Consider the following 24107-nt stretch of genomic DNA (forward strand, 5'->3'; position numbering starts at 1 on the left):
CTAAAATCAAGTGCTTAGAGTTTAGATCTCCGCTCGTGCAGCTGTCTTAACTCTATTGGGAATTTTTATCTGTCCTGTTTCGAACAGGCAGAATATACTGATGGTCTGGGTAATTGGGGAAACACTAATGCGAAAACTGTTCTTGGCGGGGCTTGTTGCCCTTGGGCTCATTCCATTGTCTTCTGCATCGGCACTGGCCGCGAAACTTGAGGCGAAGATCAATTTGTCCTCACAAACCATGGTTGTGACGCAGAATGGGCGCGTGAAATACAAATGGGCGGTTTCGACCGGGCGCAAGGGCTACTCGACGCCCACCGGCAGCTATTCGGCGAAATGGCTCTCGCGCCATCACCGGTCGCGCAAATACAACAACGCGCCGATGCCCTATGCGGTGTTCTTCCGCGGCGGCTATGCGGTGCACGCAACCTATGAGACCAAGCGGCTCGGCCGGCCTGCCTCGCATGGCTGCATTCGCCTGCATCCGGACAACGCGGCCAAGTTCTTCTCGATGGTCCAGCAGACCGGCAATGCCAACACCCGCATCGTGATTTCCTACTGATGCGGAAAGAACCGCCGGCCCCTTGGGGGCCGGGGCGGGTGTGTTTGCGCGGGTGAAATCAGGCCTTGCGGGCCGAGGCCCTGATATGGGTCCGGATCTTCTTGATCGCCCAGTCGTAATGGCTTGAGGTCGCCGAAATGCAGTAGGATCCGAGCGTGGTCGTACCGGTCCAGGCAAAATGGCCTTGGGTGAACAGCTCCGCGTCGCTGAAACGGTCGATCAGCTCCATCACCTGACGGTGGCTCTCGCCAAGCAGGCGCAGCGAGTCCGCGTGGGCGGTATGCTGGTGCTTGCGCCAGAATTCCATGTTGAGATCGCCATAGGTTTTCCAGCTATAGGGCGCCGGCAGGAATGGTTGCGCGTCGCCGGCCTGGTTGGTGTTCACCCATGCGATCAACAGCCGGTGCCACTCGTGGAGGTGGACAGCCACGTCGCGCAGGTTCTTGTCGCGCGCCCAGTGCGCTTCCTTGCCGGCAAAGCCGGGACCGAAAAAGAGCGGCACGCTCGCCGCGCTCTCGCCCATCGACCCGACCAGGTCCAGAAGTTTTGCGAATTCCGTTTCGGCAGCGTTAATCAGTTGCGCTTTGGTTGTCGGTCTGGCCATGCCTCGAGGGTGTCCTTGCGCCCGATGCTGATATCCGGTCACCGTGACCCTGAGCCCCGGGGGCAAGGGGGCGCTTCGGAGGATCAAAGGCGATCCGGGCCGAAACCGCAATCCGGCGGAATGCCGCGGCGCGGGTTCCGAGCATGACCGGCCTCAGAGGCGGCCCTGGGCCTTGAGCTGGTACTTGATCTCCCAACGGTCGTGGAACCATTGCCACTGACCGGGATATTCGCGCACCCAGCTTTCCACCTTGTCGTTGAGCAGCTGCGCGGTGGCGGCCACATCGACGCGTCCGTCGGCCCCGCGCGGGATCGTGATCGCGGGTTCGATCTCCAGCCGGTGACGGCCGCCCGGCAGGCGGATGGCGCGCGCCGGATAGACATCGCAGTCATACTGGCGCACGAGCTTGGCGAGCAGCGGATTGGTGTGGGTCTCGAGCCCGAAGAAGCGGGTTTCCGCGCCCTTGTGGAATTTCTGGTCGACCAGCATGCCGACGGCGCCGCCGGCTTCGAGCCGCCGCGCCAGCGTGAAGGCGGCGCCAGCACGCGAAGGCACCAGATGGCCCATCGAGGTGCGGCGCGCGGCGAGCACCCGCTTGGCGATATAGGGGTTGTTGGGCGGGCGGAACAGCGCCATCACATCGAGATCATAGGCGGCGGCCGCGATCGGCAGCAGCTCGAAATTGCCGGTATGGGCGGTAAAGACGATGAACGGCTTCTTCTCGTCGCGCAGCTTGATGAAGATGTCGACGCCGCTGACCTCGATGCGGCCGGGCTCGGTTTCTTCGGGATCGAAATCGAACAGCTTGTCGAGAAACACGTATTCGGCGGCAAGCCGGGACATGTTGCCCCACATCTCGACGGCGATCTCGCGGCGCTCGGCTTCGGATTTTTCCGGATAGGCGCGGGCGAGGTTTTCCATCGCCAGCCGCTGGCGCGGCGTCATCGGCCCGATCCGGCGCGCAAGCCCGTCGACCATCGAGATCGCCTTGTCGGCGGGCAGCAGCGAGATCAGCCGCAGGAGCGCGAACACCGCGGTCGCGATCGTCCAGTCCCGCACGCGCCGGAGGCCGAGGACGATGCGCGTGAGCGCCATGCGGAGTGGACTTGCCATGGCCGGAGCGCCGATCCTAATCCATCTTCAGGATGATCTTGCCGAAGACGTCGCGGCCTTCCATGCGTTCGAGCGCGACGGAAATGTCGTCGAAGCCGACTTCGGTGTCGATCACCGGGTGGACCAGGTTTGCTGCCATCTTCTGCATGGCATTGGCCATGTTCTCCATGCGGCAGCCGAAGGAGCCCAGCAGCTTGAGCTGCTGCTGGAACAGCATCATCAGGTTGACCTGGGTCGAGACGCCCGAGGTCGAGCCGCAGGTGACGAGCCGGCCGCCGCGCCTCAGAGAGAGCATCGAGCCGGCCCAGGTGTCGGCACCGACATGCTCGAACACCACGTCGACGCCGCGCTTTTTGGTGAGCTTGCGCACCACGCCCTCGAACCGGTCCTCGCGATAATTGATCACGTGATCGGCGCCGAGCGCCTTGGCGGGTTCGATCTTGGCGTCGGAGCCGACGGTGGTGATCACCGTGCAGCCGATCTTCTTGGCGAGCTGGATCGCGGCGCTGCCGATGCCGGAGCCGCCGGCATGGATCAGGATGGTTTCGCCCGGCTCAAGCTTGGCGTTGTCGAACAGCATGTGCTCGACGGTGCCGAAGGTGACCGGGGCCACGGCGGCGCCGATGGCGGAGACGCCGGGCGGGGCAGGGACCAGAAGGCGGGCCGGGAGATTGACCTTTTCCTGGGCGAAGCCGTCCAGGTGGAAGCCGTGGACGCCGCCCACATGTTCGCACAGGTTGTCGCGGCCTTCGCGGCAGGGGCGGCAAAGGCCGCAGGTGCGCGCGCCATAAATCGAGACCAGCTGGCCCGGCAGCAGGCCCGCCACGCCGTGGCCGATGGTTTCGACCACGCCGGAGGCTTCGGCGCCGATCACGAGCGGCATCTTGCGCTTGGCAAAGGCCATGCCGCGCCAGCCCCAGACATCGATGTGGTTGAGTGCGACGGCCTTGATCGCGACCGTGACTTCCCCGGTTGCCGGCGGCGGCGGCGGGGCCAGGTCGACCGTCTCAAGCCTGCGATCCTCGATAAGCTGCAATGCCCGCATGGGTAATGTCCTTCGCCGCGCGGCGGCGCCGTGGCGGCCGCCTCTCTGCTGATTGGTCAGGTCCCGGATGGGGGGACCGGTAAGACGGCGCGCAATGCGCCCCTCTTCGACGGTGTCACGGCGGTCCCTGCGGGCCGCCTGGTGCGACATGCCTTTAGGCGGGTTCCGCCGTCATGACAAGGCATGCGTTCTGGCCGCCGAACCCGAAGGAATTCGACAGCACGCTGGTGACCTGGGCGTCGCGCTTGACATTGGGCACCACGTCGAGCGGGATCGCCGGATCTGGATTGTCGTAATTGATGGTCGGCGGAAGAACGCCATGCTGCATGGTCAGCAGCGAGAACACCGCTTCCACCGCGCCGGCGGCGGTCAGGGTGTGGCCGATCATCGACTTGTTGGAGGACACCGGCACGTCCGGCATGCGCTCGCCGAAGACGCTCGAGAGCGCGAGATATTCCATCTTGTCGTTCTCGGGCGTGGAGGTGCCGTGGGCATTGATGTAGCCGATCGCATCGGCGTCGAGGCCGGCGTCATCGAGGGCCGCGCGGATCGTGGCGATCGCCGGTGCGCCGCCCGGAGAAGAGCGGGTGCGGTGGAAATCGTCGGCCTTTTCGCCGCAGCCGCTGATGATGCCGTGAATGCGCGCGCCGCGGGCAAGCGCCGCCTCAAGCGATTCGAGCACCAGGGTTGCAGCCCCTTCGGCGATGACGAAGCCGTCGCGGTCCTTGGTGAAGGGGCGCGAGGCCTTTTCGGGCGCATCGTTGTTGGTCGACAGCGCCGACAGCAGCGCGAAGCGGATCAGCGCTTCGGCGCTGACCGAGCCGTCGGTGGCGACCGTCAGCGCCCGGTCGGTGCGGCCCTGGCGGATGGCCTCGACGCCGAGCTGGATCGCGGTGGTGCCGGAGGCGCAGGCGGTCGAGAGCGTGACCGGCAGGCCGCGGGTGCCGAACATGTCGGCGAGCCGCTCGGAGATCGACCCGAACAGGATCGCCTCGTGAAAGGCCGGATCGGCCTTGGCACGCAGCACGGCCAGGAATTCCTGATAGGCGTTGCCGGTCATGTCCTCGGGGCTGACGCGGTCGCCGAGCTCGAAGCGTGCGCTCCATTCCGGCTCGATCGGCGGGGCGGCGAGAAACAGCGGGCCGCCGAACTCGCCCGAGAGCCCGGCCTGGGCCAGCGCTTCGCGGGTGGTCTCGCGCGCGAAGGCGAAGGACCGTTCCACCGCATTGGGCACGGGGATGTCGATGAAATCGACGGTGCCGCAGATCCGGGTGGACAGCGTGTCGGCGGGAAATCGGGTGATGGCATGGATGCCCGAGCGGCCTGCGGTCAGCGCCGCCCAGTTGTCGCTCACGCCCTGTCCGAGCGAGGAGACGACGCCCATGCCGGTGACGGCGACCAGCGGGCGGCCGAGATGGTCGGTGTAGGCGGCTTTGCTCATGAGGACATCCTCGTCAGGCGGGCGATGCCCTCGCCGCGGGCATGGCCGATGGTGGTGACGATGGCGGTTCCGGGGGACGTGGCAGCGGTCGCATCCTCGCCCGGCGCGAAGGGGGCGAGTGGCTTGCCGGCGTCGAGGGCCAGGCAGGCGAGCGCCAGGCCGGTCGGGAACTGCGCTTCCACCGAGAGGCCGAACAGCGCGCTTTGGCTGCGCAGCGGCGCGTTCGGGAAGCGCTCGCCGAGGAAGCGGCGCTCGCGCGCGCTCAGCTCCGGAAAGCCGGTGGCGCCGGAGACGACGATCAGGTCTTCGCCGCCCGCCGGCGCGCCGGCTTCATCGGCCAGACGCGCAAGCCGCTGTTCGAGCCGGCCCGCGTCGCGGGATCCGCGATCGGCGGCCACCGCGTCGAGGCGCGCATAAATATGGGCGCCGCGCGCCTCCGCATGGTCGCGCGATTCGAGTACCAGGAAGGCTCCGGCGGTGCCGAGATTGACGCCGCTGGCCGTCCCGTCGGCGTTCCAGAAGGGCTGGCCGGGCGTCTTGCAAAGGCCCTGCGCCGCCTCGATCAGCACCAGGATATCGATGCGCTCGGAGACGAAGGCGCCGCCGACGAGGCAATGCGTGGATTGGCCCGCGGCGATGCGCGCGTGCGCGGTCTCGATCGCGGAAATCCCCGCGCCTTCCTCGCCCATCAGCGTGCGCGAGGAGCCGGTGACTTTGTGGACGATGGAAATGTTGCCGGCGAGCAGGTTCGACAGCTGCGCCAGGAACAGCGTCGGGCGCAGTTCGGTGGTCAGCTTCTCGTTGAGCAGCACTTCGCGGTCGTTGCGCTTGCGGCTTTCCTCGATGATCAGCGTGTCGACCGCGATGTCGCGCTCGCCGCCGCCGGCGGCCACGATCATGTCCATCGCGGCGCAGGCTTCGAGGTTCTCCTTCAGGCCCGCGTCGTCGAGCGCCAGGCCCGCCGCGTAGACACCGAGGCGCTGCCAGTTTTCCATCTGCCGCTGGTCGCCGCGGCGCGGGATCTGTGCCGACCAGTCGATCTCGGGCAGGGGAAAGACGGTGTAGGGCGCGAAGCTTTCGCTGTCGGTGTGCGGCGCGGGCGAGGCGCCATCGAGCAGCGCCTCCGCATGGGCCTGCCGGCCCACTCCGAGGGACGTGACCAGACCGATGCCCGTCACCACCACCTCATGGCGATTGTCTGTCATTGCCGGTCTCCTGTGGCGGTGGCCATGGCGGCCATGAGGCCCACTTCCCGGGCTCTGTTGCGCACGATCTCGGCCAGCGGCACCTGCTCGAAGGGCAGGGTCCTGAGCTTGAGCTGGCAATCGGCCACCTTCTTGGTTCCGTTCGCGATCCGCGCCTTGACGACCGCATAGCCCGAGCCTTCGTGCTCGAGCGCGGTGGTCACGGTGAGGGCGGTGCCCGGTGTGACGAAATCGCGCATCTTGGCGCTGTCGACCGACATCAGGAACGGCATCGCCGCAAAGCCGGTCTTGGCCAGAATCAGAAAGCCGCTGGCCTGGGCCATGGTCTCGATCAGCAGCACCCCGGGCACCAGCGGCATCCCGGGGAAATGGCCCTCGAAGACGGGGCTTTCGTGGGGGACCGTGGAGCTTGCGACCAGAGTGTCCTGTTCGAGGTCGATCGCCTCGATACGGTCTATCATCTGGAAGTATTCAAGCTGCATGGATAAGCCCCGCCGCGCCGGGCCTCAGCCCTTGGCGGCTCTCAGCTCGTCGATCTTGGCGCAGAGGTTGCCGAGCACGAAATATTCCTCGGTCGAGGCCTTTCCGTCGTTGACTTCCTGGGTCCATTTCTCGAGCGGAATCTTGATGCCGAATTCCTTGTCGACCGCGAAGACGATATCGAGGAAATCGAGGCTGTCGATGCCCAGATCGTCGATGGTGTGGCTTTCGGGTGTGATGGAATCGCGGTCGATCTCGCTGGTTTCGGCGATGATGTCGGCGACCTTGTCAAATGTTGCGGTCACGCTCATGTCCTCATTGGATAAGTGATTGGGCGAACCTATAGGAAAATCCGGCGCAAAAGCCAATGGCTTGTTTGCCCGCCGCAGGTCGCCGTCCCGGTGAAATCATCCAATAAGGCGGGCGCGCTCACACCGCAAGGGAGTGACGCGCCGCACCGGTGCCAAAATAGCCGTCGAAGGCGGAACAGATGGAACGCACGAAGGGTTTGCCCTTCGGCGTGACCTGGAAAATCCCGCCGGTGAACTCCACCATGCCTTCGGTGTCGCAGCCTGCGAGATATTCCGCCTCGTCGAGAATGCTCTCGGCATCGCCGCCGAATTCCTGGCGGATGGTGGCGAAGGAAAAGGCGAAATCGCACATCAGAAGTTCGATGATGCGGGCGCGAATCCGGTCCTCGGTCGACAGTTCGAAGCCGCGCACGACCGGCAGCCGGCCCATGTTGACCTGGCGCTGGTACTCACCGGTCGAAGGCTGGTTCTGGATGTAGCCCTGCGGCATCTGGCCGATGGAGGAGGCCCCCAGGCCGATCAGCGCATCGGCGGTGTCGCTGGTGTAGCCCTGGAAGTTGCGGCGCATGTTGCCGGAGGCGGCGCCGATCGCCAGGCTGTCGTCGGGCAGGGCGAAATGGTCGATGCCGATGGCGGTGTAGCCGGCATGGGTGAGGGCGGAGGCCGCGCGGTTCATCTGTGCGAACCGCTCGGTGACATCGGGCAGCACCGATTCGTCGATCATTTTCTGGTGCGTCTTCATCCACGGCACGTGGGCGTAGCCGAACAGCGCGATCCGGTCGGGTTTCAGCGACAGCACCTGTTCGATGGTGCGGTCGACGGACTTGCGGGTCTGGTGCGGCAGGCCGTAGAGCACGTCGCAATTGACCGAACGGACGCCGCGGGCGCGAACCTGGTCGACCACTTCCTTGGTCTGCTCGAAGGTCTGCTCGCGGTTGATCGCCTTCTGCACCCTTTCGTCGAAATCCTGAACGCCGATCGAGGCGCGGGTCAGGCCGATGGCGGCCAGCGCGTCGTATTTCTCCGCGGTCAGGTCGTTGGGGTCCATCTCGACGCTGATCTCGGCGGCGGGATCGAAATTGAAGCGGGCGCGCAGGGCCTTGTCGAGCCACACCATGTCTTCGGGGTGCAGCATCGTCGGCGATCCGCCGCCCAGGTGCAGCGCCGTGACGCGGCAGGCCGGGTCGATCAGGCCGGCAACGGTTTCCATTTCATTCTCGAGGGCCGCGAGATAGGTCTTGAGCGGCTCGTATTTCCGGGTCTGCTTGGTGTTGCAGCCGCAGAACCAGCACAGCCGGTCACACCACGGAATGTGGATGTAGAGTGAAATCGTCTGGTCGGGCTTGAGCTGACGCAGCCAGCGTGCGTAAACATCGCCATCGATTCCGTCATGAAAATGCGGGGCAGTCGGATAACTGGTATAGCGGGGCGCGGGGCCGGCGTGTTTGCGCAGGAAATCTTTTTGCATGAACCAAACTCCGATTTATGTCAGGTTACATTGCCTGTCCGAAGTGCTAGCGCCTTGACTTTGATCAAACCCCGCTGTTCTTTGTGGCCAAACATCCATGCGCATGGCCAGCGGTTGGGCGCATTGGCGCGCGGACCGTATGGCGCGCGTGCGGGATCGGGGACGTGATGGACGCGCAGCGCAAAGATATCCACAATTCGGACATTCCCGCGTTGTGTCGCGCCTGCGAAGCGCGCCACCGCGGAGTTTGCGGCGCCCTGTCGGCCAACCAGCTGATCAGCCTCAACAAGCAGTCCACCCGCAAGCATATCGAATCGGGAACCGAGCTGATCGGCGAGAGCCAGGAAGCCAACAGCTACGCCAACATCATTTCCGGCGTCGTCAAGATGACCAAGATGATGGCCGACGGGCGCCAGCAGATCGTCGGGCTGCAGTTCGCGCCGGATTTTCTCGGCCGGCCGTTCCGCACCGACAGCGGGATCACCGCCGATGCCGCCACCGACGTCAATATCTGCAGCTTCCCCAAGACCGTGATCGACCGGATGATCAAATGCTGACGTTGGGGCGCAAGACGGCGTCCGAAAAGGTGGCAAGCTTCCTCTATCTGATCGCCACCCACATCAATCCCGAATCCGAGGCCGATTCGGTGAGCTTCGAACTGCCGCTGACACGCGCCGATATCGCCGATTTCCTCGGTCTGACCATCGAGACGGTGAGCCGGCAGATGACGAAGCTGCGCAAGGACGGCGTGATCCTGATCCGCAACAACCGGCATGTGGATGTGCCCGACCTGATCACGCTGGCGGAGCGGGCGTCGCATTAGGGGACGGCGCTTGAAGTGGCGTGCCGGCTCGACTACAACTCCGGTGTGTCGCCCGTTCATCGATTTCGGGGGACGGTTGTCGGATGGGTCCGGGGGGAGTTCGGGACGCCTGACGCCACAGTGTTCAGTAAAGACAAGTCGAGTGCGAGCGGAATCGGAACCGGCACCGGAAAGCTGGTGGTCGCGGACGAGCCGTGATTTGTGTTGTTTGAGAAGGCTCCGGCCGGAGCCGCATATAAGGTCAAAATTCATATGCTGTCTGAACTTATCCAGCAGTTTGAACGCCTTTCCAGTGAACTTCTTGCCGCGGCCCAGAGAGAGGATGAAGCGGCGGTCGAAAAGATCGACCAGCGGATACAGGGCCTGATCGGCCGGCTGTCACGCCTGCGCGCCCGCGACCGCAGCGAGGTCTGGGCGCAGATCGCGTTTTTCCGGCGGCTGGCGCTGCGCAACTGCGAGGACGGCAGCAGCGTCCGGCGCTACACCCAATTGATGATGTCGCTGTTCGATCGCTACATGGACCCCGATGCCGGGCTGAAGCCCGAGATCCAGGGTCAGGCCTATCTGCCGGTTCCGGAGGGATATGATCCGTCGGTGCATGAGCTTGCGCTCGAATGCCTGCCCGAACGCGTGGCGATCATCGGTCTCGACTATCGCTATATCTATTGCAACAAGCGCAACGCCGACTTCCACCAGAAGCAGCCCTCGGACTTCATCGGCACACCGCTGTTCGAACTGATCGACATGGACCGGTTCAACAACCGCGCCAAGCCGCGCCTGGACCAGTGCTTCGCCGGCGCCTATGTCTCCTATGACTACGAGATCGCCGACGCGTCGGGGCGGTTGTTCGAGGTCCATTGCCGGATGACGCCGCTGCCGGGGCATGACGGCCGGATCATCGGTGCGGTGGTGGTGCTGTCGATGGAGGCGATGTTCGCCCGCGTCGCCTGACGCGCGACGACGTGTCCCACCCCGGCGCCAGCCGAAAACCGGCCTGGCTCCCGCGATCCTGAGGTGAGGTCCGGACGGTTGCCGGACCCGGCTCGCGCAAGGCCGCGACGGGTCGCGTACGCACCCGCGAATGTCGTTGACGTTTACGTGAACGTTAGAAACTGCTAGACCACCGGCAGTTCCTGTCGCATTCCGGCTCGACTTCGCGCGAGTGATTTGCCATGACAGGGTGAATTCGCCGCAAGGCTGGATGGCGCGCAGGAGCGGTTCGGGAAAGCCCGGCGCTCGGGATGCGCGTCCCGGCTCTGCGTGACAAGGTTGCCTGCGCGCCACGGCTGGGAGGGCGCGGCATGACGAGGAGTGAGGGTGCCCATGAGTGAAGTTGCTGAGCTGCCGGAGCGCGAGAGCATGGAATTCGATGTCGTGATCGTCGGCGCCGGCCCGGCAGGGCTTTCGTCGGCCATCCGGCTCAAGCAGATCAATCCGGAGCTGTCGGTGGTGGTGCTGGAGAAGGGCGCCGAAGTCGGCGCGCATATCCTCTCGGGCGCGGTGGTTGATCCGATCGGCATCAACAAGCTCCTGCCCGACTGGCAGGACGATCCCGATCATCCGTTCAAGACGCCGGTCAATGCCGACCATTTCCTGGTGCTCGGGCCCGCCGGATCGGTGCGGCTGCCCAATTTCCTGCTGCCGCCGCTGATGGGCAACCACGGCAACTACATCGTCTCGCTCGGCAATGTCTGCCGCTGGCTCGCGGGCCGCGCCGAGGCGCTTGGCGTCGAGATCTATCCCGGCTTTGCCGCGACCGAAATCCTGACCAATGACGAAGGCGCGGTGATCGGCGTCGCCACCGGCGACATGGGGATCGAGCGCAACGGCGAGCCCGGGCCGAACTACGCGCGCGGCATGGCGCTGCTCGGCAAATATGTGCTGATCGGCGAGGGCGTGCGCGGCTCGCTCGCCAAGCAGCTGATCGCCCGCTTCGATCTCGGCAAGGATCGCGAGCCGCAGAAATTCGGCATCGGTCTCAAGGAACTCTGGGAAGTCAAGCCGGAGCATCACCGGCCGGGGCTGGTGCAGCACTCGTTCGGCTGGCCGCTCGGCACCCAGACCGGCGGCGGCTCGTTCCTCTATCACCTTGAGGACAACCAGGTGGCGGTCGGCTTCGTGGTGCACCTGAACTACAAGAACCCCTGGGTGTCGCCGTTCGAGGAGTTCCAGCGGTTCAAGACCCATGCGGCGATCGCGCCGGTGTTCGAGGGCGGCAAGCGCATTGGTTACGGCGCGCGGGCGATTTCCGAAGGCGGCTGGCAATCGGTGCCGAAGCTCGCCTTCCCGGGCGGCGCCCTGATCGGCTGCTCGGCCGGCTTCGTCAATGTCGCCCGCATCAAGGGCTCGCACAACGCGATCCTGTCGGGGATCCTCGCGGCCGAGCACACGGCCGAGGCACTGGCTCAGGGCCGCGCGCAGGACACGCTCGAGAGCTACGAGGCCGCCTGGCGCGCCTCCGAGATCGGCAAGGACCTGAAGAAGGTGCGCAACGTCAAGCCGCTGTGGTCGCGGCTCGGCACGCTCGCCGGCATTTCGCTGGGCGGTCTCGACATGTGGCTCAATTCCCTCTTCGGGATTTCGCCGTTCGGCACCATGAAGCACGGCAAGCCGGATTATGCGGTGTTGGAGCCGGCTTCGAAGCACAAGAAGATCGAGTATCCGAAGCCCGACGGCGTGCTGACCTTCGACCGGCTGTCCTCGGTGTTCCTGTCCAACACCAACCACGAGGAAGACCAGCCGGTGCATCTGCAGCTCAAGGATCCGGAGCTGCAGAAGACCTCCGAACTCGGGGTCTTTGGCGGCCCGTCGACGCGCTATTGCCCGGCGGGCGTGTATGAATGGGTGGAGACCGATGGCGAGGCGAGTTTCGTGATCAACGCGCAGAACTGCGTGCACTGCAAGACCTGCGACATCAAGGACCCGAACCAGAACATCAACTGGGTCCCGCCCCAGGGTGGCGAAGGGCCGGTCTATCCGAACATGTGAGCGACCATGGCGCCGGACCGTAGCGGTCCGGCGATCCTCACGCTTTCGTGCCCGAACCCGGCGCCAGCCGACGTGATCCGGCGGCGGCTGGATCTGTTTCGGGCGCAAACAGCGCTTCATCTCCGAGATATCCGACCGCCAGTCTCCTGGTCCTGACAAACAGTGCCTGCTGGTCGGTTTCGCCGGCAAGCCCGGCCGCGTCGATCATTCCGCGCAGGGCGGCCACCAGATCGCGCGCCTGCAGCTCGGCATCGTCCTGTCCGGCGTGGGCGAGGAAACCCGCCACCGTGTCCAGGATCTCGGCATCGAGGGCGCCGGTTTCGTCCTCGAGCGGCAGGAAGCTGTCGGCATGTTCCAGCATGCGCGCGAGCCTGGGCCAGCGCAACTGGTGCCGGACTGCCGCCCAGAGCAGTTTGTCGAGCGTCCGCGCCGGGCTTTCCAGCGCCATCTCGCGCGTTGCCGCCTTGAGCTCATCGAGAAGGTGCTTGCGTTTCTCCCGGATGATGTCCGTAAGGATCGCTTCCTTGCTGGGGAAGTACTGGTAGAGGGTTCCGACGCTCACGCCCGCGATCTCGGCGATCTTGTTGGTGTTCAGCCTGTCATATCCCCCGTCCACCAGAATGCGAGCAGCCGCCTCGAGAATGGCGTCGCAGGTGGCGCGGGCACGGGCCTGACGCGGGACTTTGCGGGGGTTTATCGGTGTCGCCAAGGCCGGTTCCGAATGCGAGTGGAAAAACGCGAGCAATTGCTCATTATTTTCCGCATCACAGCGAAAGGCAAGACACATGACATGGACCATCTTCGTTACCCTGAGAGCCACGCCGCAATGGCTGCAGCAGACGCCGCAAGACCGTGAGACGATCGCCGCGGCCTGTCTCGCAGAGGTCATGGTCGATGACCGCGTGACCATGCGTTTCTTCGATGCGGAGGCTTTCAGCGGGGTCTGCTCGGATGTGGCCGTGTTCGAGACCACCGACATGGTGGCCTATTATTTCACGATGGAGCGGTTGCGCAACACCGCCCTCATTTCCGCCCCCTATTTCGAGATCGTTGCGATCATTCCGGCGCTCGAAAACGGCTTCCGGCTTTTCCGGCGGGCTGAACAGGAGCGCGCGGCATGACGCTCGATCTGGGTCGCAGCACGGCGCTGGTCACCGGCGGCGCCCGGGGGATCGGGCGTGAGCTGACGCGTCAGCTGGTGGCTCGCGGCGCCAGTGTCATCGTGGTCGGCCGGAACATGGAGCACCTCAAGGCAGTCCAGGCGGAGCATCCGCAGGCCGTCACAGTCCGGGCGGTGGATCTGGCCTGCGCTCAGGAGGTCGACCGGCTGGTCGCGGACCTTGCGGCGACTGCCCCGCAGATCAACATTCTGATCAACAATGCCGGCGTCCAGTACGAGACCGACCTGTTCACGCCGGAGCGGGATCAGCTCACCGCCCTGGCGCGGCGCGAGATCGCCACCAATCTGGATTCGGTCGTGACCCTGACGCTGGGCCTGTTGCCGGTCATTGCCCGCCACCGGCACGGAGCGATCGTCAATATCAGCTCGGGGCTGGCGATTGCGCCGAAGGCGGCCTCGCCGGTTTATTGCGCCACCAAGGCCGCCGTGCGGTCCTTCACCAAGGCACTCGGCTACCAATGCGCCCGGCAGGCGCCGCATGTCGAGGTCAGCGAGGCGATCATGGCGCTGGTCGATACCGACATGACCCGGGGCCGGGGATCGGGCAAGATCAGGGCAGAGCAGGCGGCCTCGGAGGTGCTTTCGGTGCTGGACCGCCACAGGCCGGAGGTCTGGGTCGGCAAGGCCAGACTGCTCCGCCTGATCAACCGCATCTCTCCCGCGCTTTCGGAAAAGATCATGCGGTAAAGGTTCCGCGGCTTCCCGCTACTGAAACGCCGTCTCGAAGAAGCTTCTGAGCTTGCGGGAATGCAGCCTCTCGGGTGGCATGGCGGCGAGCTTCTGCATGGCCCTGAGGCCGATCTTCAGGTGCTGGTTGACCTGCGTCTTGTAGAAGGCCGAGGCCATGCCCGGGAGCTTGAGTTCGCCGTGCAGCGGCTTGTCGGAGACGCAGAGCAGCGTGCCGTAGGGGACGCGAAAGCGGAAGCCGTTGGCGGCGATGGTGGCCGATTCCATGTCGAGCGCGATCGCGCGCGACTGCGACAGGCGCTGCACCGGGCCGCGCTGGTCGCGCAGTTCCCAGTTGCGGTTGTCGATGGTGGCGACGGTGCCGGTGCGCATGATGCGCTTCAAGTCGTAGCCTTCGAGCCCGGTGACTTCGGCGACCGCGTCCTGGACGGCGACCTGGACTTCGGCCAGCGCCGGGATCGGCACCCAGGCCGGCAGGTCGTCGTCAAGCACGTGGTCCTCGCGCACATAGGCGTGGGCGAGCACATAGTCGCCGAGATTCTGGCTGTTCCTGAGCCCCGCGCAATGGCCGAGCATCAGCCAGGCATGGGGTCTGAGCACCGCGATATGGTCGGTGATGGTCTTGGCGTTTGAGGGGCCGACGCCGATATTGACCATGGTGACGCCGCCATGGTCCTTGCGCTTCAGGTGATAGGCGGGCATCTGCGGCAGACGCGGCGGGGCCACGCCCTCGGTCGGGCTGCCATGGCCCGCAGGCGTGATCAGGTTGCCGGGCTCCACGAAGCATTCGTAGTCCGACCCGCCTTCCGACATCAGCGAGCGGGCGTGTTCGCAGAACTCGTCGATATAGAACTGGTAGTTGGTGAACAGCACGAAATTCTGGAAATGGTCGGGCGCGGTCGCCGTGTAATGCGAGAGCCTGGCCAGCGAATAGTCGATGCGCTGGGCCTTGAACGGCGCCAGCGGCAGCAATTCGCCGGGACCGGGTTCGTAAAGCCCGTTGACGATCTCGTCGTCGGTGGTGGCGAGGTCGGGCGTGTCGAACAGGTCGCGCAGCGGCATGTCGAGCTTCTCGGCCACCGCCGCTTCCACATAGGCGCCTTCGCCAAAGGCGAAATGCAGCGGGATCGGCGTATGCGATTCGCTGATGGTGAGCGGCGTGCCGTGATTGCGCAAAAGCAGTTCGAACTGTGTGGTCAGATAGGTGCGGAACAGTGCGGGGCGGGTGATGGTGGCGGCATAGCGCCCCGGCGAGACGACGTGGCCGAAGGACAGCCGCGAATCGACCATGCCGAAGGACGTGGTCTCGAGGCTGACCTGGGGGTAGTAGGCCCGGTAGCGGCCGGCAGGCTTGTCCGTGGCGAGGCCCTGGAAGGCATCGCAGAGGAAGCGGGTGTTGCGCTCATAGATGGCTTCGAGCGCTGCCACCGCGGCGGCGGCATCGGTGAATTCCTGCGGCTCGATCGGCTCGGGGGAGATGAAGCTATTGAAGGCGGGGGGGAAGATTCGGTGGTCCATGCACAACTATACACGGGAAATCGCGACAAGGAAAAGACATGGGCGCCCGAAAGGTCTTTCAAGCGATATCGGAGGCAAGGAAAGCCCGGGGAGGCACCGGTCCCGGGGCAGGGGAGTGAAGGCCGTTCCGCCGGGGTCGCCGGGGGCGTCGGGGCTGCAGCTCTCCTGCGGTCAGTGGCCCTGCCGCTGCAGGCTCACATAGAGCACCAGGCCCGCGCCGGTCATGCCGGGGCCCTTGTCGCCGGCATTGGCATAGGCGAAGGCCCCGACGGGGCCGACGAAAAAGGCGGTGAAGGCGGCGATGCGCAGGAAGGTGGAGAGCGAACGGCGGCTGGTGGCGATCATGACATGGGTCCTTTCAGCGGGCGCCGGCTCAGCGCGCCGCGCAGGTGTAATCGGGGCGGAACAGGCAGGCGTCGATGGCGCCGTTGTGCCAGCCCTGCGGCCGGTGCGCCGAATTGGCGACCGCGGCGGCCATCAGCAGAGCGAAGATCGTGAAGACCAGGCAGATGATGATGAAGCGGCGGGTGAGCGTGGCCATGCGTCTGGTTCCTTGTTCTTGAAAGGACCATCGCATGCACAGGCTGAACCGCCCCTGAGAGGCGCGTTCATCTCCGGTTCAAACAGGTTAACCGGGCCGCGCCATGGCGATTGCGCGGGGGCGATCGCGCCGGATCGGAACTGCGAGCCGGAAGCCCGACGCCGGGCGGAGCGAAGAAACCCGCGCCGGTGGCCGGCGCGGGTTCGATCATGCAATCAGAAAGGTGGGTGCTGACAGGTGGAGGGCCGGGGTTACATCCGGCTCCAGTTTTCGGAGCGGCAAAGGATGCCCATGACGCAGCCCTTCATCTTCAGCGTGCTGCCGCTCAGCGATGCCGAACCCGAATAGGTCTTGTCCTTGGCGGGATCGGTGATGGTGCCGGAATAGCTTCCGTTGCTGCCGCTCATCTTGCCGATGCGCTTGCCGGCATGCTTGCCGGTCTTGAGCTGGACGCAATAGTCACTGCCGCAGGACGAGATCGCCGCGGTTTCCCCGCTCTTGGTCTTCCAGTTGCCTTCAATCGGATCTGCCAGCGCCGGGGCACTCATCGCGGCAAAAAGCACGCCGGCTGCGATAAATTTGCGGATCATCATATTCCTCCCAAGGATAAGCGCTTCCTCAAGCGCATTTCTTACTTAACTCGCATGTACGTAAAGGTAAACCGGATTCTCTTCGCCCAATGGTTGTTTTGTGGCGGTTCCGTCGCGCGCGGAACGCGGCCGGCGTCACCTTTCCGGCACCCAATCTACCCGCTTGCCGGAGCGCCGGCTTTATCCTTGGTTAGCCGTTCGTAACTTTCCGCGATCGCGCCCGCGGGCCGTTTTTCGCCGTTTCAGCTGATTTGCAAGGGATGCGATGTTTAACGGAATCGCAAATTTACCAAGCGTCAGGACTTTGTTCGGTTCCGGTTAAGCATCCAATTTAACTCGCTTTTTAATCGAAAACGGCACACTCGGGTCAACAAAACAGCGCCGGGAAGAAACCGACGCAGCCAGCATGAAACGGCTCTTGAGAGCTGACAGGGACATCGAAACGAAAACAAGATCACAGGGACTGGACCAATGGCACGTTATGAAATTCACGATCACGATCAGGCCAGCTTCGGCGGCGAATCCAAGGCGGATGTGTTTTGCGAAATGGGATTGATGTATGCGACCGGCCGTGAATGCGAGGTCGATTTCGTCGCCGCCCACAAGTGGCTCAACATCGCCGCCATCAAGGGCTCGGACCGCGCGGCCACGCTGCGCGCCGAACTCGCCGAAAGCATGACCAAGGCCGACCTCGCCGCCGCGCTCCGCGCAGCCCGCGAATGGATGACCATGCATTGACGCGGTTTCGCGGGATGTGCCCCGGAGCCACGGACTGCGCGGGTCGCCTGCGCCAACAGACACATGCCCCGAGGGGAACGGGGTGGGGCTTCAGTCCGGGCCGGACCCAAAAACTCCCCTGAAAGCCGCGATCGACCATGCCCGGTCACCGCGGCTTTTTTCTTGTCCGGTGGTTACAGCCCGTTGAGTTCCGCCATCACCTCGACCAGGGCCTGCTCGAAGATGTCGATTTCGACTTCGGGTCCGGTCGACACCCGGATGCAGCGGTTGAGCGGCGCCACGCCGGGCATGCGGATGAAGACGCCGCGGCTGACCAATCCGTCCATGATCGTGCGCGCCCGCGCGCCGTCGCCGCCGCAGTCGATGGCCACGAAATTGGTCGCCGAGGGCAGCGGCTTGAGCCCGTGGCCGCGGACGATGTCGCCGATCTGGTCGCGCGAGGCGACCACCAGGGCGATCACATGGCTGAGCCAGGCCTGATCCTCGATCGCGGCGAGCGCCGCGACCTGCCCCAGCCGGTTGACGCCGAAATGGTTGCGCACCCGGTCGAAGCGCGACACGGTCTCGCGGTTGCCGAAGACATAGCCGATGCGTTGTCCGGCAAGGCCGTAAGCCTTGGAGAAGGTGCGGAACCTCAGCACATTGGGCATGTCCGCGAGCGCTGCGATGTCCGGCAGCGCCGAGACGGGCGCGGTCTCGCTGTAGGCCTCGTCGAGCACCAGCAGGGTGGTTTCGGGGAGGGCGGCGGCAAAGCGGCTGATCGCGGCCGCGGAATGCCAGGTTCCCATCGGATTGTCGGGATTGGAGAGGTAGACCAGCGGCGCGTTCTCGCGCTTGACGGCGGCAAGAAGCCCGTCGAGGTCCTCGTGGTCGTCGCGATAGGGCACGCCCACCAGCCGGCCGCCGAACCCTGCGACATGGAAATTGAAGGTGGGGTAGGCGCCGAGCGAGGTGACCACCGGGGTTCCGGGTTCGACGATCAGCCGCACGATCAGTCCCAAAAGGCCGTCGATGCCTTCGCCCACGACGATGCGGTCGGGCGCAAGCCCGAGATGGGCGCCGAGGCGTTCGCGCAGGTCATGGTTCTCGGGATCGCCGTAGCGCCAGCTCAACCCTGCCTGCTGCTCCATCGCCTCGATCACCGACGGGGCGGGGCCGAAGCCGCTTTCATTGGCGCCCAGCCTGGCGATGAACCGCGCGCCACGGGTCCGTTCCTGGGCTTCCGGGCCGACGAACGGCACGGTGGGCGGCAGGGATTCGGCGAGTGCGGTAAAACGGGGAAAAACGGGCATGGCGGTTCATCCTGTTCACTTCGAGTCAATTCCCTAGCGATAACGGCGGCCGGCTTCAAGCCGGGTGGCGGCGGTTGGCGCAGGCGTGATTGGTCCGTTTGTCGCCCCCGGGTGCCTGTTCCACCCGATGCAGTTGCTGCGGTGCCCGCGGCGCCGGGCCGGTTCTGATCGCCGGCCCTGCCGGCCCCGCCTTTGCGCCGCCGGCGCGCAGGGGCTATGAGGGGAGTGTAAGCCCCAAATCCTTTACCCCGAGTCCGCGATGCCCGCCTTTGCCGAAACCATCCTCGTCATTTTCACGCTGATTGCCATCGGCTATGCCACGGCGGGGTTGCGGCTGCTCAAGCCTGCCACCGGCGACGGGTTGTCGGATTTCGTGTTCACCATCGCGGTGCCGCTGCTGTTGTTCCGCACGATCGCGACCGCGAGTTTCGACCATGGCCCGCCCTGGGCGCTGTGGGCAAGCTATTTCGTCGCCGTGCTGGTCACCTGGACGGCGGCGCATCTGCTGGTGCGTGCGGGGTTCGGGCGTGACCGGCGCTCGGGCGTGGTGGCGGGGGTCACGGCGGCTTTTTCCAATCTGGTGCTGCTCGGCATTCCCTTCATGTCCGGGCTTTACGGCGAGGCCGGGCTGGCGGTGCTGTCGCAGATCGTGTCGATCCACCTGCCGATCATGCTCGGTGCCTCGATGATCCTGTTCGAATGGGCGCTCAACCGCGACGGCGTTTCCGCCGAACCGAAATCCTTGCCGGCGCTGGCCACCGGCTTCCTGCGTCAGCTCGGGTCCAACCCGCTGATCATCGGCATTCTCTGCGGTCTGGTGGTGCGGCTGAGCGGTTTCGGCATTCCCACGGTCGCCGATCGGGTGATTGCAAGCCTGGCCAATGTCGCGGGACCCATGGCACTGTTCGCGATGGGCGTTTCGCTGTTCGGCTATGGCGTGCGCGGGCAGGGGCGGCAGGCATTTGCCCTGGTGGCGCTCAAGCTCGTGCTGATGCCGGCCGTGGCGCTGGCGATGGCGCTGATGTTCGGCCTGACAGACTTCCAGCTCAAGGTCGTGGTCGCCGCCGCGTCGCTGCCCGCGGGGGTCAATTCCTGGCTGATCGCCAACCGGTTCGGCACCGGGCAACGACTGGCCTCGACCTCGATGACGCTCGGCACCGCGCTGGCGGCGGTGACGACCGGGATCTGGCTGGCGATCGTCGACGCCATCCTGTGACCCGGCTCGCGCCTGAGGGCTTGCGCCCCCGGCCCCGTCGTTTCGGGGGCGTGACCACGGCAGGGTGAGGACCGCGAAACCGCTCTCCGGCCGCTCGGTTTCGTTTGTTTTCTTTTGACATTCGAAATGGTTTCACATTAGAGATTCCGTGACTGTGCCGCATCACGGGAGAGGTCAATGGCAGAGGACAGGCTCTATGACGTGTTCGTCATCGGCGGCGGCATCAACGGCTGCGGCATCGCGCGCGATGCGATCGGCCGCGGCTATTCGGTGTGCCTGGCCGAGATGAACGACCTGGCGTCGGGGACCTCTTCCTGGTCGTCGAAGCTGATCCATGGTGGCCTGCGCTATCTCGAGCATTACGAGTTCCGGCTGGTGCGCGAGGCGCTGTCGGAGCGCGAGGTGCTGCTTGGCAATGCGCCGCACATCATCTGGCCGCTCAGATTCGTGCTGCCGCATCACAAGCAGCTGCGCCCGGCCTGGATGCTCAGGATCGGCCTGTTCCTCTACGATCACATCGGCAAGCGCAAACTGCTAGGGCCCACCCGAACGCTCGATCTTCGCACATCGCCGGTGGGCGCGCCGCTCAAACCGCTGTTTTCCAAAGGCTTCGAATATTCCGATTGCTGGGTCAACGATGCCCGGCTGGTGGTGCTCAACGCGCTCGATGCGGCCGAACGGGGCGCCGATATCCACACCCGCACCGAGGTGGTTGGCGCGCAGCGCAAGGACGGGCATTGGGAAGTCACGCTGCGCGACCTGTCGGGCCGGCCGCGTCCGGGCGGCGCGGAATGGACGGTGCGGGCGCGCATGGTCGTCAATGCCGGCGGCCCCTGGGTGGACCGGATCCTGTCGGGCGTGGTCGGCCGCAATCAGGCGCACAATGTGCGCCTCGTGCAGGGCAGCCATATCGTGGTGCCGAAGCTGCATGATCACGACCGCGCCTATATCTTCCAGAACGGTGACGGCCGGATGATCTTCGCGCTGCCCTATGAGGAGGATTTCACCCTGATCGGCACCACCGACCGGGATTACGAAGGCGATCCGCGCGATGCGACGATCACCGACGGCGAAATCGACTATCTGTGCGCGGCGGCGAGCGAATATTTCGCCCGGCCCGTCGAGCGCGCGTCGATCGTGTGGACCTATTCCGGGGTGCGTCCGCTCTATGACGACGGCGCATCGGCCGCGCAGGAGGCCACGCGCGAATATGTGCTCAAGGCCGATCCGGGCGAGGGCGCGCCGCTGATCAACATCTTCGGCGGCAAGATCACCACCTACCGCAAGCTCGCCGAATCCGTGCTGGCGATGGTCGAGGAGCGGCTTGGCCGGAAATCGGCACCCTGGACCCATCGGGCTGCACTGCCGGGCGGGGATTTTCCCGCCGACGGCTTCGAGGCGCAGGTCGCGCGGCTTCTGGCCGACTATCCGTTCCTTCAGCCGCATCAGGCCCGGCGCTATGTCCGCCATTACGGCACGCGCGCACGCCTGCTGCTCGGCGATGCCCGGTCGGTCGCGGAGATGGGCGAGGATTTCGGCCACGGGCTTTATGCCCGCGAGGTCGATTACCTGATGACGCAGGAATGGGCGGTGGAGGCGGCCGATGTGCTGTGGCGGCGCACCAAGCGCGGGCTCCGGCTCGACCGCGAACAAGTGATGGCGCTCGAAGCCTATATGGCGGCCCGACGGGCCTAGCATCCGATCCGGTGGAGCATCGTCGGCGGGGGCTTTTCGCGCGCGCCGAAACCGGGTCAAATGGGACGCACAACAGGAGGACAGCATGAGCGGTTATATTCTGGCCATCGATCAGGGCACCACATCGAGCCGGGCGATCGTGTTCGACCGTGACATGCGCGTTGCCGGCGTGGGCCAGAAGGAGTTCACCCAGATCTACCCGCAATCGGGCTGGGTCGAGCACGATCCCGAGGAAATCTGGAAGTCGGTCGTCACGACCATCCGCCAGGCGCTCAAGCAGGCGGGCGTCGAAGCCTCCGAGATTTCCGGCATCGGCATTACCAACCAGCGCGAGACCGTGGTGGTGTGGGAGCGCGAGAGCGGCAAGCCGATCCACAATGCCATCGTCTGGCAGGACCGCCGCACCGCTTCCTACTGCGAGAAGCTCAAGCGCCAGGACCTCGAAAAGACCTTCACCCGCAAGACCGGGCTGCTGCTCGATCCCTATTTTTCCGGCACGAAGCTGTCGTGGATGCTCGCCAATGTGAAGGGCGCGCGGGCGCGGGCCGCGCGCGGTGAACTGTGCTTCGGCACGATCGACTGCTTCCTGATCTGGCGGCTCACCGGCGGCAAGTCCTTCGTCACGGACGCGACCAACGCCTCGCGCACGCTGCTGTTCAACATCTCGACGGAAGAGTGGGACCCGGAACTGCTCAAGATCCTGCGGATTCCCGCGGGCATGCTGCCCGAGGTCAAGGATTGCGCGGCGGATTTCGGGGTGACCGAGAAATCCCTGTTCGGCGCGGAAATTCCGATCCTGGGTGTGGCGGGCGACCAGCAGGCGGCGACCATCGGCCAGGCCTGTTTCGAGCCGGGCATGCTCAAATCCACCTATGGCACCGGGTGTTTCGCGCTCCTGAACACTGGCACGGACATGGTGCGCTCGAAAAACCGGCTGCTCACCACCATTGCCTATCGGCTCGACGGCAAGACCACCTATGCGCTCGAAGGCTCGATCTTCATCGCCGGCGCTGCGGTGCAATGGCTGCGCGACGGGCTCAAGGTGATCAAGAAGGCCGAAGAAAGCGGCAAGCTCGCGGCGGACGCCGATCCCACGCAGGATGTCTATCTGGTCCCGGCCTTCACCGGGCTTGGCGCGCCGCACTGGGACCCGGACGCGCGCGGCGCGATCTACGGCATGACCCGCAACACGGGGCCGGCGGAGTTCGCCCGCGCGGCGCTGGAGGCGGTCTGCTACCAGACCCGCGACCTGCTCGATGCCATGCACAAGGACTGGAAGACGAGCGGGGCCGACACGGTGCTCCGCGTCGATGGCGGCATGGTGGCGTCCGACTGGACCATGCAGCGCTTGGCCGACATTCTCGACGCGCCCGTCGACCGGCCGACGATCCTCGAAACCACCGCGCTCGGCGCCGCCTGGCTCGCCGGGCAACGCGCGGGCGTCTGGCCCAAGCAGCAGGGCTTCGCCAAGGCCTGGGCGCGCGACACCCGCTTCGAGCCGCAGATGGACGCCAAGACCCGCGCGAAGAAGCTCAAGGGCTGGCACGAGGCGGTGCGCCGCACGCTGAGCTAGGGACGCGGGTTCGAACAGCCGGCAGCAGATGTGGCCGGCGGGCCGGAGGCAAGCGGAGAGTGGCCCGTCCGGTTGCCGCATGGCTTGTCCGCTTACCGCATCAGGTGGCGCGTGAACCACTCGCACTGCGCCGGGGCGGAGATCTTGAAGGCGTCGCCGACATAGGCGTCGAAATGCCCGCAATTGAGGATCAGCAGCTTCTTGGGCTCCAGCGCCTCCTCATAGGCCTCAAGCGTGAGATCCGCGGGCGTCAGGTGATCCTGGTCGCCGATCACGATCATCAGCGGCGTCGGCGCGATGCGGGCGATCGAGGCGCCCGGCTCGTATTCGGTGAACATCTCCATCGAGCGCAGCGTGATCTCGTTTTTCCACCTGCCGAGATTTTCGGGCGGCAGGCTCGTGAAGAAGGTGAGGCTGTCCTCGGTGGGCAGCGCGCAGGGCCCGCCCTCGGGCGAGACGACGGGCAGCGTCGCCGGCTCCGCGCCACCAAGGCGCGCCGCCCGGTCGGCGGCAAAGCCCTCTCTCAATCCGGCCCAGTGATCGCTGCGCACGAGGCGCCGCGCATTGGCGAGGCCTGCCACCAGCGGTACCTGCGAGACCACGCATTTGACGCGCCGGTCCTGGGCCGCGACCACCAGCACATGGCCGCCGCTGTAGCTCGATCCCCAGATGCCGATGCGGCCGGCATCGACCTCGTCGCGGCCCTGGACATAGGTGATCGCGTCGCGGAAATCGCGGATCTGCTGGATCGGGTCGATCTCGCCGCGCGGCGTGCCGGCGCTGTTGCCGAGATTGCGGTTGTCGTAGACCAGCACATTCATGCCGGCCGCGTTGAAGGTTCTCGCGAAGCCTTCGAGATGCATCTCCTTGGTGGCCGAAAAGCCGTGGCACATGACAATGGCCGGTGCGGGCGTTCCCCCGGCTGCCGCAAAGAACCAGCCGGCAAGTTCGGTGCCGTCCTCGGTGTGAAAGCTGACGTCGTGTTTCATGCGATCTCCTCCCGTGCATGCAAGACCGGTTCACTCTAGGGACCGGCGAAG

The 24107-nt window shown here is 65.3% G+C and carries 24 protein-coding genes and 1 pseudogene; 10 read left to right on the forward strand and 15 right to left on the reverse strand.

Features of this window, described 5'->3' with window-relative positions; all coding sequences use genetic code 11:
- The first annotated feature begins 127 nt into the window (after positions 1 to 127).
- A complete protein-coding gene (locus AWJ14_RS09010; protein WP_066177718.1) occupies positions 128 to 559 on the forward strand; it encodes a L,D-transpeptidase in 432 nt (143 codons plus the stop codon).
- A gap of 58 nt (positions 560 to 617) precedes the next feature.
- Here the strand turns inward: AWJ14_RS09010 and AWJ14_RS09015 are convergent, their stop codons facing one another.
- The 8 genes from AWJ14_RS09015 to hemN all read right to left on the reverse strand — a co-directional run bounded on the left by AWJ14_RS09015 (position 618) and on the right by hemN (position 8226).
- Positions 618 to 1163, reverse strand: coding sequence for a ClbS/DfsB family four-helix bundle protein (locus AWJ14_RS09015; RefSeq protein ID WP_066177720.1), 546 nt, complete (start codon positions 1161 to 1163; stop codon positions 618 to 620).
- A gap of 153 nt (positions 1164 to 1316) precedes the next feature.
- Positions 1317 to 2276: a lipid A biosynthesis lauroyl acyltransferase gene (locus AWJ14_RS09020; protein ID WP_066177722.1), complete on the reverse strand. Its 960-nt coding sequence runs from the start codon at positions 2274 to 2276 to the stop codon at positions 1317 to 1319.
- A gap of 16 nt (positions 2277 to 2292) precedes the next feature.
- The gene (locus AWJ14_RS09025; RefSeq protein ID WP_066177724.1) at positions 2293 to 3321 is read right to left on the reverse strand and encodes a zinc-binding dehydrogenase; all 1029 of its coding nucleotides are present in this window, start codon (positions 3319 to 3321) and stop codon (positions 2293 to 2295) included.
- A 154-nt stretch (positions 3322 to 3475) separates the two neighbouring features.
- The gene (locus AWJ14_RS09030; RefSeq protein ID WP_066177726.1) at positions 3476 to 4762 is read right to left on the reverse strand and encodes a beta-ketoacyl-ACP synthase; all 1287 of its coding nucleotides are present in this window, start codon (positions 4760 to 4762) and stop codon (positions 3476 to 3478) included.
- Positions 4759 to 5967 carry a beta-ketoacyl-ACP synthase gene (locus AWJ14_RS09035; protein ID WP_066177728.1) on the reverse strand — a complete coding sequence of 403 codons (1209 nt, stop codon included), beginning with the start codon at positions 5965 to 5967 and terminating at the stop codon, positions 4759 to 4761. The genes AWJ14_RS09030 and AWJ14_RS09035 overlap by 4 nt, the downstream gene beginning before the upstream one ends.
- Complete coding sequence (locus tag AWJ14_RS09040) at positions 5964 to 6449, reverse strand: ApeI family dehydratase (RefSeq protein WP_066177730.1); 486 nt, start codon at positions 6447 to 6449, stop codon at positions 5964 to 5966. The genes AWJ14_RS09035 and AWJ14_RS09040 overlap by 4 nt, the downstream gene beginning before the upstream one ends.
- A gap of 24 nt (positions 6450 to 6473) precedes the next feature.
- Entirely contained in the window at positions 6474 to 6758 is a 285-nt protein-coding gene (locus tag AWJ14_RS09045; RefSeq protein ID WP_139112587.1) for an acyl carrier protein, read from the reverse strand.
- Between the two features lie 118 nt (positions 6759 to 6876).
- Entirely contained in the window at positions 6877 to 8226 is a 1350-nt protein-coding gene (hemN, locus tag AWJ14_RS09050; RefSeq protein WP_066177732.1) for an oxygen-independent coproporphyrinogen III oxidase, read from the reverse strand.
- Positions 8227 to 8393: 167 nt separating this feature from the next.
- On the opposite strand from hemN, the pseudogene AWJ14_RS09055 reads away from it, so the two are divergent.
- The 3 genes and pseudogenes from AWJ14_RS09055 (at position 8394) to AWJ14_RS09065 (ending at position 12037) form a co-directional block, all read left to right on the forward strand.
- Positions 8394 to 9049: pseudogene (locus AWJ14_RS09055) on the forward strand (Crp/Fnr family transcriptional regulator).
- A 252-nt stretch (positions 9050 to 9301) separates the two neighbouring features.
- Positions 9302 to 10000 (forward strand): PAS domain-containing protein, encoded by a 699-nt coding sequence (locus AWJ14_RS09060; RefSeq protein WP_066177734.1) that lies wholly within the window; start codon positions 9302 to 9304, stop codon positions 9998 to 10000.
- Between the two features lie 372 nt (positions 10001 to 10372).
- On the forward strand, positions 10373 to 12037 hold the full coding sequence (locus tag AWJ14_RS09065; RefSeq protein ID WP_066177736.1) for an electron transfer flavoprotein-ubiquinone oxidoreductase: 1665 nt from the start codon (positions 10373 to 10375) through the stop codon (positions 12035 to 12037).
- A gap of 37 nt (positions 12038 to 12074) precedes the next feature.
- On the opposite strand, the gene AWJ14_RS09070 is transcribed toward AWJ14_RS09065, so the two are convergent.
- The gene (locus AWJ14_RS09070) at positions 12075 to 12836 is read right to left on the reverse strand and encodes a TetR/AcrR family transcriptional regulator (RefSeq protein ID WP_210183516.1); all 762 of its coding nucleotides are present in this window, start codon (positions 12834 to 12836) and stop codon (positions 12075 to 12077) included.
- Between AWJ14_RS09070 and AWJ14_RS09075 the strand changes: the two genes are divergently transcribed.
- Positions 12823 to 13158 carry a darcynin family protein gene (locus AWJ14_RS09075; protein ID WP_066177739.1) on the forward strand — a complete coding sequence of 112 codons (336 nt, stop codon included), beginning with the start codon at positions 12823 to 12825 and terminating at the stop codon, positions 13156 to 13158. The genes AWJ14_RS09070 and AWJ14_RS09075 overlap by 14 nt on opposite strands.
- Complete coding sequence (locus AWJ14_RS09080) at positions 13155 to 13904, forward strand: SDR family oxidoreductase (RefSeq protein ID WP_066177741.1); 750 nt, start codon at positions 13155 to 13157, stop codon at positions 13902 to 13904. Before AWJ14_RS09075 ends, AWJ14_RS09080 begins: the two co-directional genes overlap by 4 nt.
- Before the next feature lie 18 nt (positions 13905 to 13922).
- Here AWJ14_RS09080 and AWJ14_RS09085 read toward each other — a convergent pair whose 3' ends face one another.
- From AWJ14_RS09085 to AWJ14_RS09090, 4 genes are all read right to left on the reverse strand, one after another.
- On the reverse strand, positions 13923 to 15422 hold the full coding sequence (locus AWJ14_RS09085) for an AMP nucleosidase (protein ID WP_066177743.1): 1500 nt from the start codon (positions 15420 to 15422) through the stop codon (positions 13923 to 13925).
- A gap of 171 nt (positions 15423 to 15593) precedes the next feature.
- A complete protein-coding gene (locus tag AWJ14_RS22385; RefSeq protein WP_171904847.1) occupies positions 15594 to 15767 on the reverse strand; it encodes a hypothetical protein in 174 nt (57 codons plus the stop codon).
- 28 nt (positions 15768 to 15795) lie between these two features.
- Positions 15796 to 15963: a hypothetical protein gene (locus tag AWJ14_RS22390; protein ID WP_171904848.1), complete on the reverse strand. Its 168-nt coding sequence runs from the start codon at positions 15961 to 15963 to the stop codon at positions 15796 to 15798.
- A 251-nt stretch (positions 15964 to 16214) separates the two neighbouring features.
- The gene (locus AWJ14_RS09090; RefSeq protein WP_066178551.1) at positions 16215 to 16553 is read right to left on the reverse strand and encodes a DUF2147 domain-containing protein; all 339 of its coding nucleotides are present in this window, start codon (positions 16551 to 16553) and stop codon (positions 16215 to 16217) included.
- A gap of 471 nt (positions 16554 to 17024) precedes the next feature.
- On the opposite strand from AWJ14_RS09090, the gene AWJ14_RS09095 reads away from it, so the two are divergent.
- On the forward strand, positions 17025 to 17291 hold the full coding sequence (locus AWJ14_RS09095) for a sel1 repeat family protein (protein WP_066177745.1): 267 nt from the start codon (positions 17025 to 17027) through the stop codon (positions 17289 to 17291).
- Between the two features lie 173 nt (positions 17292 to 17464).
- On the opposite strand, the gene AWJ14_RS09100 is transcribed toward AWJ14_RS09095, so the two are convergent.
- The gene (locus AWJ14_RS09100) at positions 17465 to 18583 is read right to left on the reverse strand and encodes a pyridoxal phosphate-dependent aminotransferase (RefSeq protein ID WP_066177746.1); all 1119 of its coding nucleotides are present in this window, start codon (positions 18581 to 18583) and stop codon (positions 17465 to 17467) included.
- A 259-nt stretch (positions 18584 to 18842) separates the two neighbouring features.
- On the opposite strand from AWJ14_RS09100, the gene AWJ14_RS09105 reads away from it, so the two are divergent.
- From AWJ14_RS09105 to glpK, 3 genes are all read left to right on the forward strand, one after another.
- Positions 18843 to 19799 (forward strand): AEC family transporter, encoded by a 957-nt coding sequence (locus tag AWJ14_RS09105; protein WP_066177748.1) that lies wholly within the window; start codon positions 18843 to 18845, stop codon positions 19797 to 19799.
- A 177-nt stretch (positions 19800 to 19976) separates the two neighbouring features.
- Positions 19977 to 21494 carry a glycerol-3-phosphate dehydrogenase gene (gene glpD / locus AWJ14_RS09110; protein WP_066177749.1) on the forward strand — a complete coding sequence of 506 codons (1518 nt, stop codon included), beginning with the start codon at positions 19977 to 19979 and terminating at the stop codon, positions 21492 to 21494.
- A gap of 85 nt (positions 21495 to 21579) precedes the next feature.
- Positions 21580 to 23067: a glycerol kinase GlpK gene (glpK, locus tag AWJ14_RS09115; protein WP_066177750.1), complete on the forward strand. Its 1488-nt coding sequence runs from the start codon at positions 21580 to 21582 to the stop codon at positions 23065 to 23067.
- 92 nt (positions 23068 to 23159) lie between these two features.
- On the opposite strand, the gene AWJ14_RS09120 is transcribed toward glpK, so the two are convergent.
- Positions 23160 to 24056 carry an alpha/beta hydrolase gene (locus AWJ14_RS09120; protein ID WP_066177752.1) on the reverse strand — a complete coding sequence of 299 codons (897 nt, stop codon included), beginning with the start codon at positions 24054 to 24056 and terminating at the stop codon, positions 23160 to 23162.
- Positions 24057 to 24107: the final 51 nt, after the last annotated feature.

Source organism: Parahoeflea olei, from assembly GCF_001703635.1.
GTDB lineage: Bacteria > Pseudomonadota > Alphaproteobacteria > Rhizobiales > Rhizobiaceae > Hoeflea > Hoeflea olei.

Excerpts from the sequence above, each read along its gene's own strand:
- AWJ14_RS09010 (WP_066177718.1), top strand. The coding sequence starts at position 128 with ATGCGAAAACTGTTCTTGGCGGGGCTTGTTGCCCTTGGGCTCATTCCA.
- AWJ14_RS09015 (WP_066177720.1), bottom strand. The coding sequence starts at position 1,163 with ATGGCCAGACCGACAACCAAAGCGCAACTGATTAACGCTGCCGAAACG.
- AWJ14_RS09020 (WP_066177722.1), bottom strand. The coding sequence starts at position 2,276 with ATGGCAAGTCCACTCCGCATGGCGCTCACGCGCATCGTCCTCGGCCTC.
- AWJ14_RS09025 (WP_066177724.1), bottom strand. The coding sequence starts at position 3,321 with ATGCGGGCATTGCAGCTTATCGAGGATCGCAGGCTTGAGACGGTCGAC.
- AWJ14_RS09030 (WP_066177726.1), bottom strand. The coding sequence starts at position 4,762 with ATGAGCAAAGCCGCCTACACCGACCATCTCGGCCGCCCGCTGGTCGCC.
- AWJ14_RS09035 (WP_066177728.1), bottom strand. The coding sequence starts at position 5,967 with ATGACAGACAATCGCCATGAGGTGGTGGTGACGGGCATCGGTCTGGTC.
- AWJ14_RS09040 (WP_066177730.1), bottom strand. The coding sequence starts at position 6,449 with ATGCAGCTTGAATACTTCCAGATGATAGACCGTATCGAGGCGATCGAC.
- AWJ14_RS09045 (WP_139112587.1), bottom strand. The coding sequence starts at position 6,758 with ATGAGCGTGACCGCAACATTTGACAAGGTCGCCGACATCATCGCCGAA.
- hemN (WP_066177732.1), bottom strand. The coding sequence starts at position 8,226 with ATGCAAAAAGATTTCCTGCGCAAACACGCCGGCCCCGCGCCCCGCTAT.
- AWJ14_RS09060 (WP_066177734.1), top strand. The coding sequence starts at position 9,302 with ATGCTGTCTGAACTTATCCAGCAGTTTGAACGCCTTTCCAGTGAACTT.
- AWJ14_RS09065 (WP_066177736.1), top strand. The coding sequence starts at position 10,373 with ATGAGTGAAGTTGCTGAGCTGCCGGAGCGCGAGAGCATGGAATTCGAT.
- AWJ14_RS09075 (WP_066177739.1), top strand. The coding sequence starts at position 12,823 with ATGACATGGACCATCTTCGTTACCCTGAGAGCCACGCCGCAATGGCTG.
- AWJ14_RS09070 (WP_210183516.1), bottom strand. The coding sequence starts at position 12,836 with ATGGTCCATGTCATGTGTCTTGCCTTTCGCTGTGATGCGGAAAATAAT.
- AWJ14_RS09080 (WP_066177741.1), top strand. The coding sequence starts at position 13,155 with ATGACGCTCGATCTGGGTCGCAGCACGGCGCTGGTCACCGGCGGCGCC.
- AWJ14_RS09085 (WP_066177743.1), bottom strand. The coding sequence starts at position 15,422 with ATGGACCACCGAATCTTCCCCCCCGCCTTCAATAGCTTCATCTCCCCC.
- AWJ14_RS22385 (WP_171904847.1), bottom strand. The coding sequence starts at position 15,767 with ATGATCGCCACCAGCCGCCGTTCGCTCTCCACCTTCCTGCGCATCGCC.
- AWJ14_RS22390 (WP_171904848.1), bottom strand. The coding sequence starts at position 15,963 with ATGGCCACGCTCACCCGCCGCTTCATCATCATCTGCCTGGTCTTCACG.
- AWJ14_RS09090 (WP_066178551.1), bottom strand. The coding sequence starts at position 16,553 with ATGATCCGCAAATTTATCGCAGCCGGCGTGCTTTTTGCCGCGATGAGT.
- AWJ14_RS09095 (WP_066177745.1), top strand. The coding sequence starts at position 17,025 with ATGGCACGTTATGAAATTCACGATCACGATCAGGCCAGCTTCGGCGGC.
- AWJ14_RS09100 (WP_066177746.1), bottom strand. The coding sequence starts at position 18,583 with ATGCCCGTTTTTCCCCGTTTTACCGCACTCGCCGAATCCCTGCCGCCC.
- AWJ14_RS09105 (WP_066177748.1), top strand. The coding sequence starts at position 18,843 with ATGCCCGCCTTTGCCGAAACCATCCTCGTCATTTTCACGCTGATTGCC.
- glpD (WP_066177749.1), top strand. The coding sequence starts at position 19,977 with ATGGCAGAGGACAGGCTCTATGACGTGTTCGTCATCGGCGGCGGCATC.
- glpK (WP_066177750.1), top strand. The coding sequence starts at position 21,580 with ATGAGCGGTTATATTCTGGCCATCGATCAGGGCACCACATCGAGCCGG.
- AWJ14_RS09120 (WP_066177752.1), bottom strand. The coding sequence starts at position 24,056 with ATGAAACACGACGTCAGCTTTCACACCGAGGACGGCACCGAACTTGCC.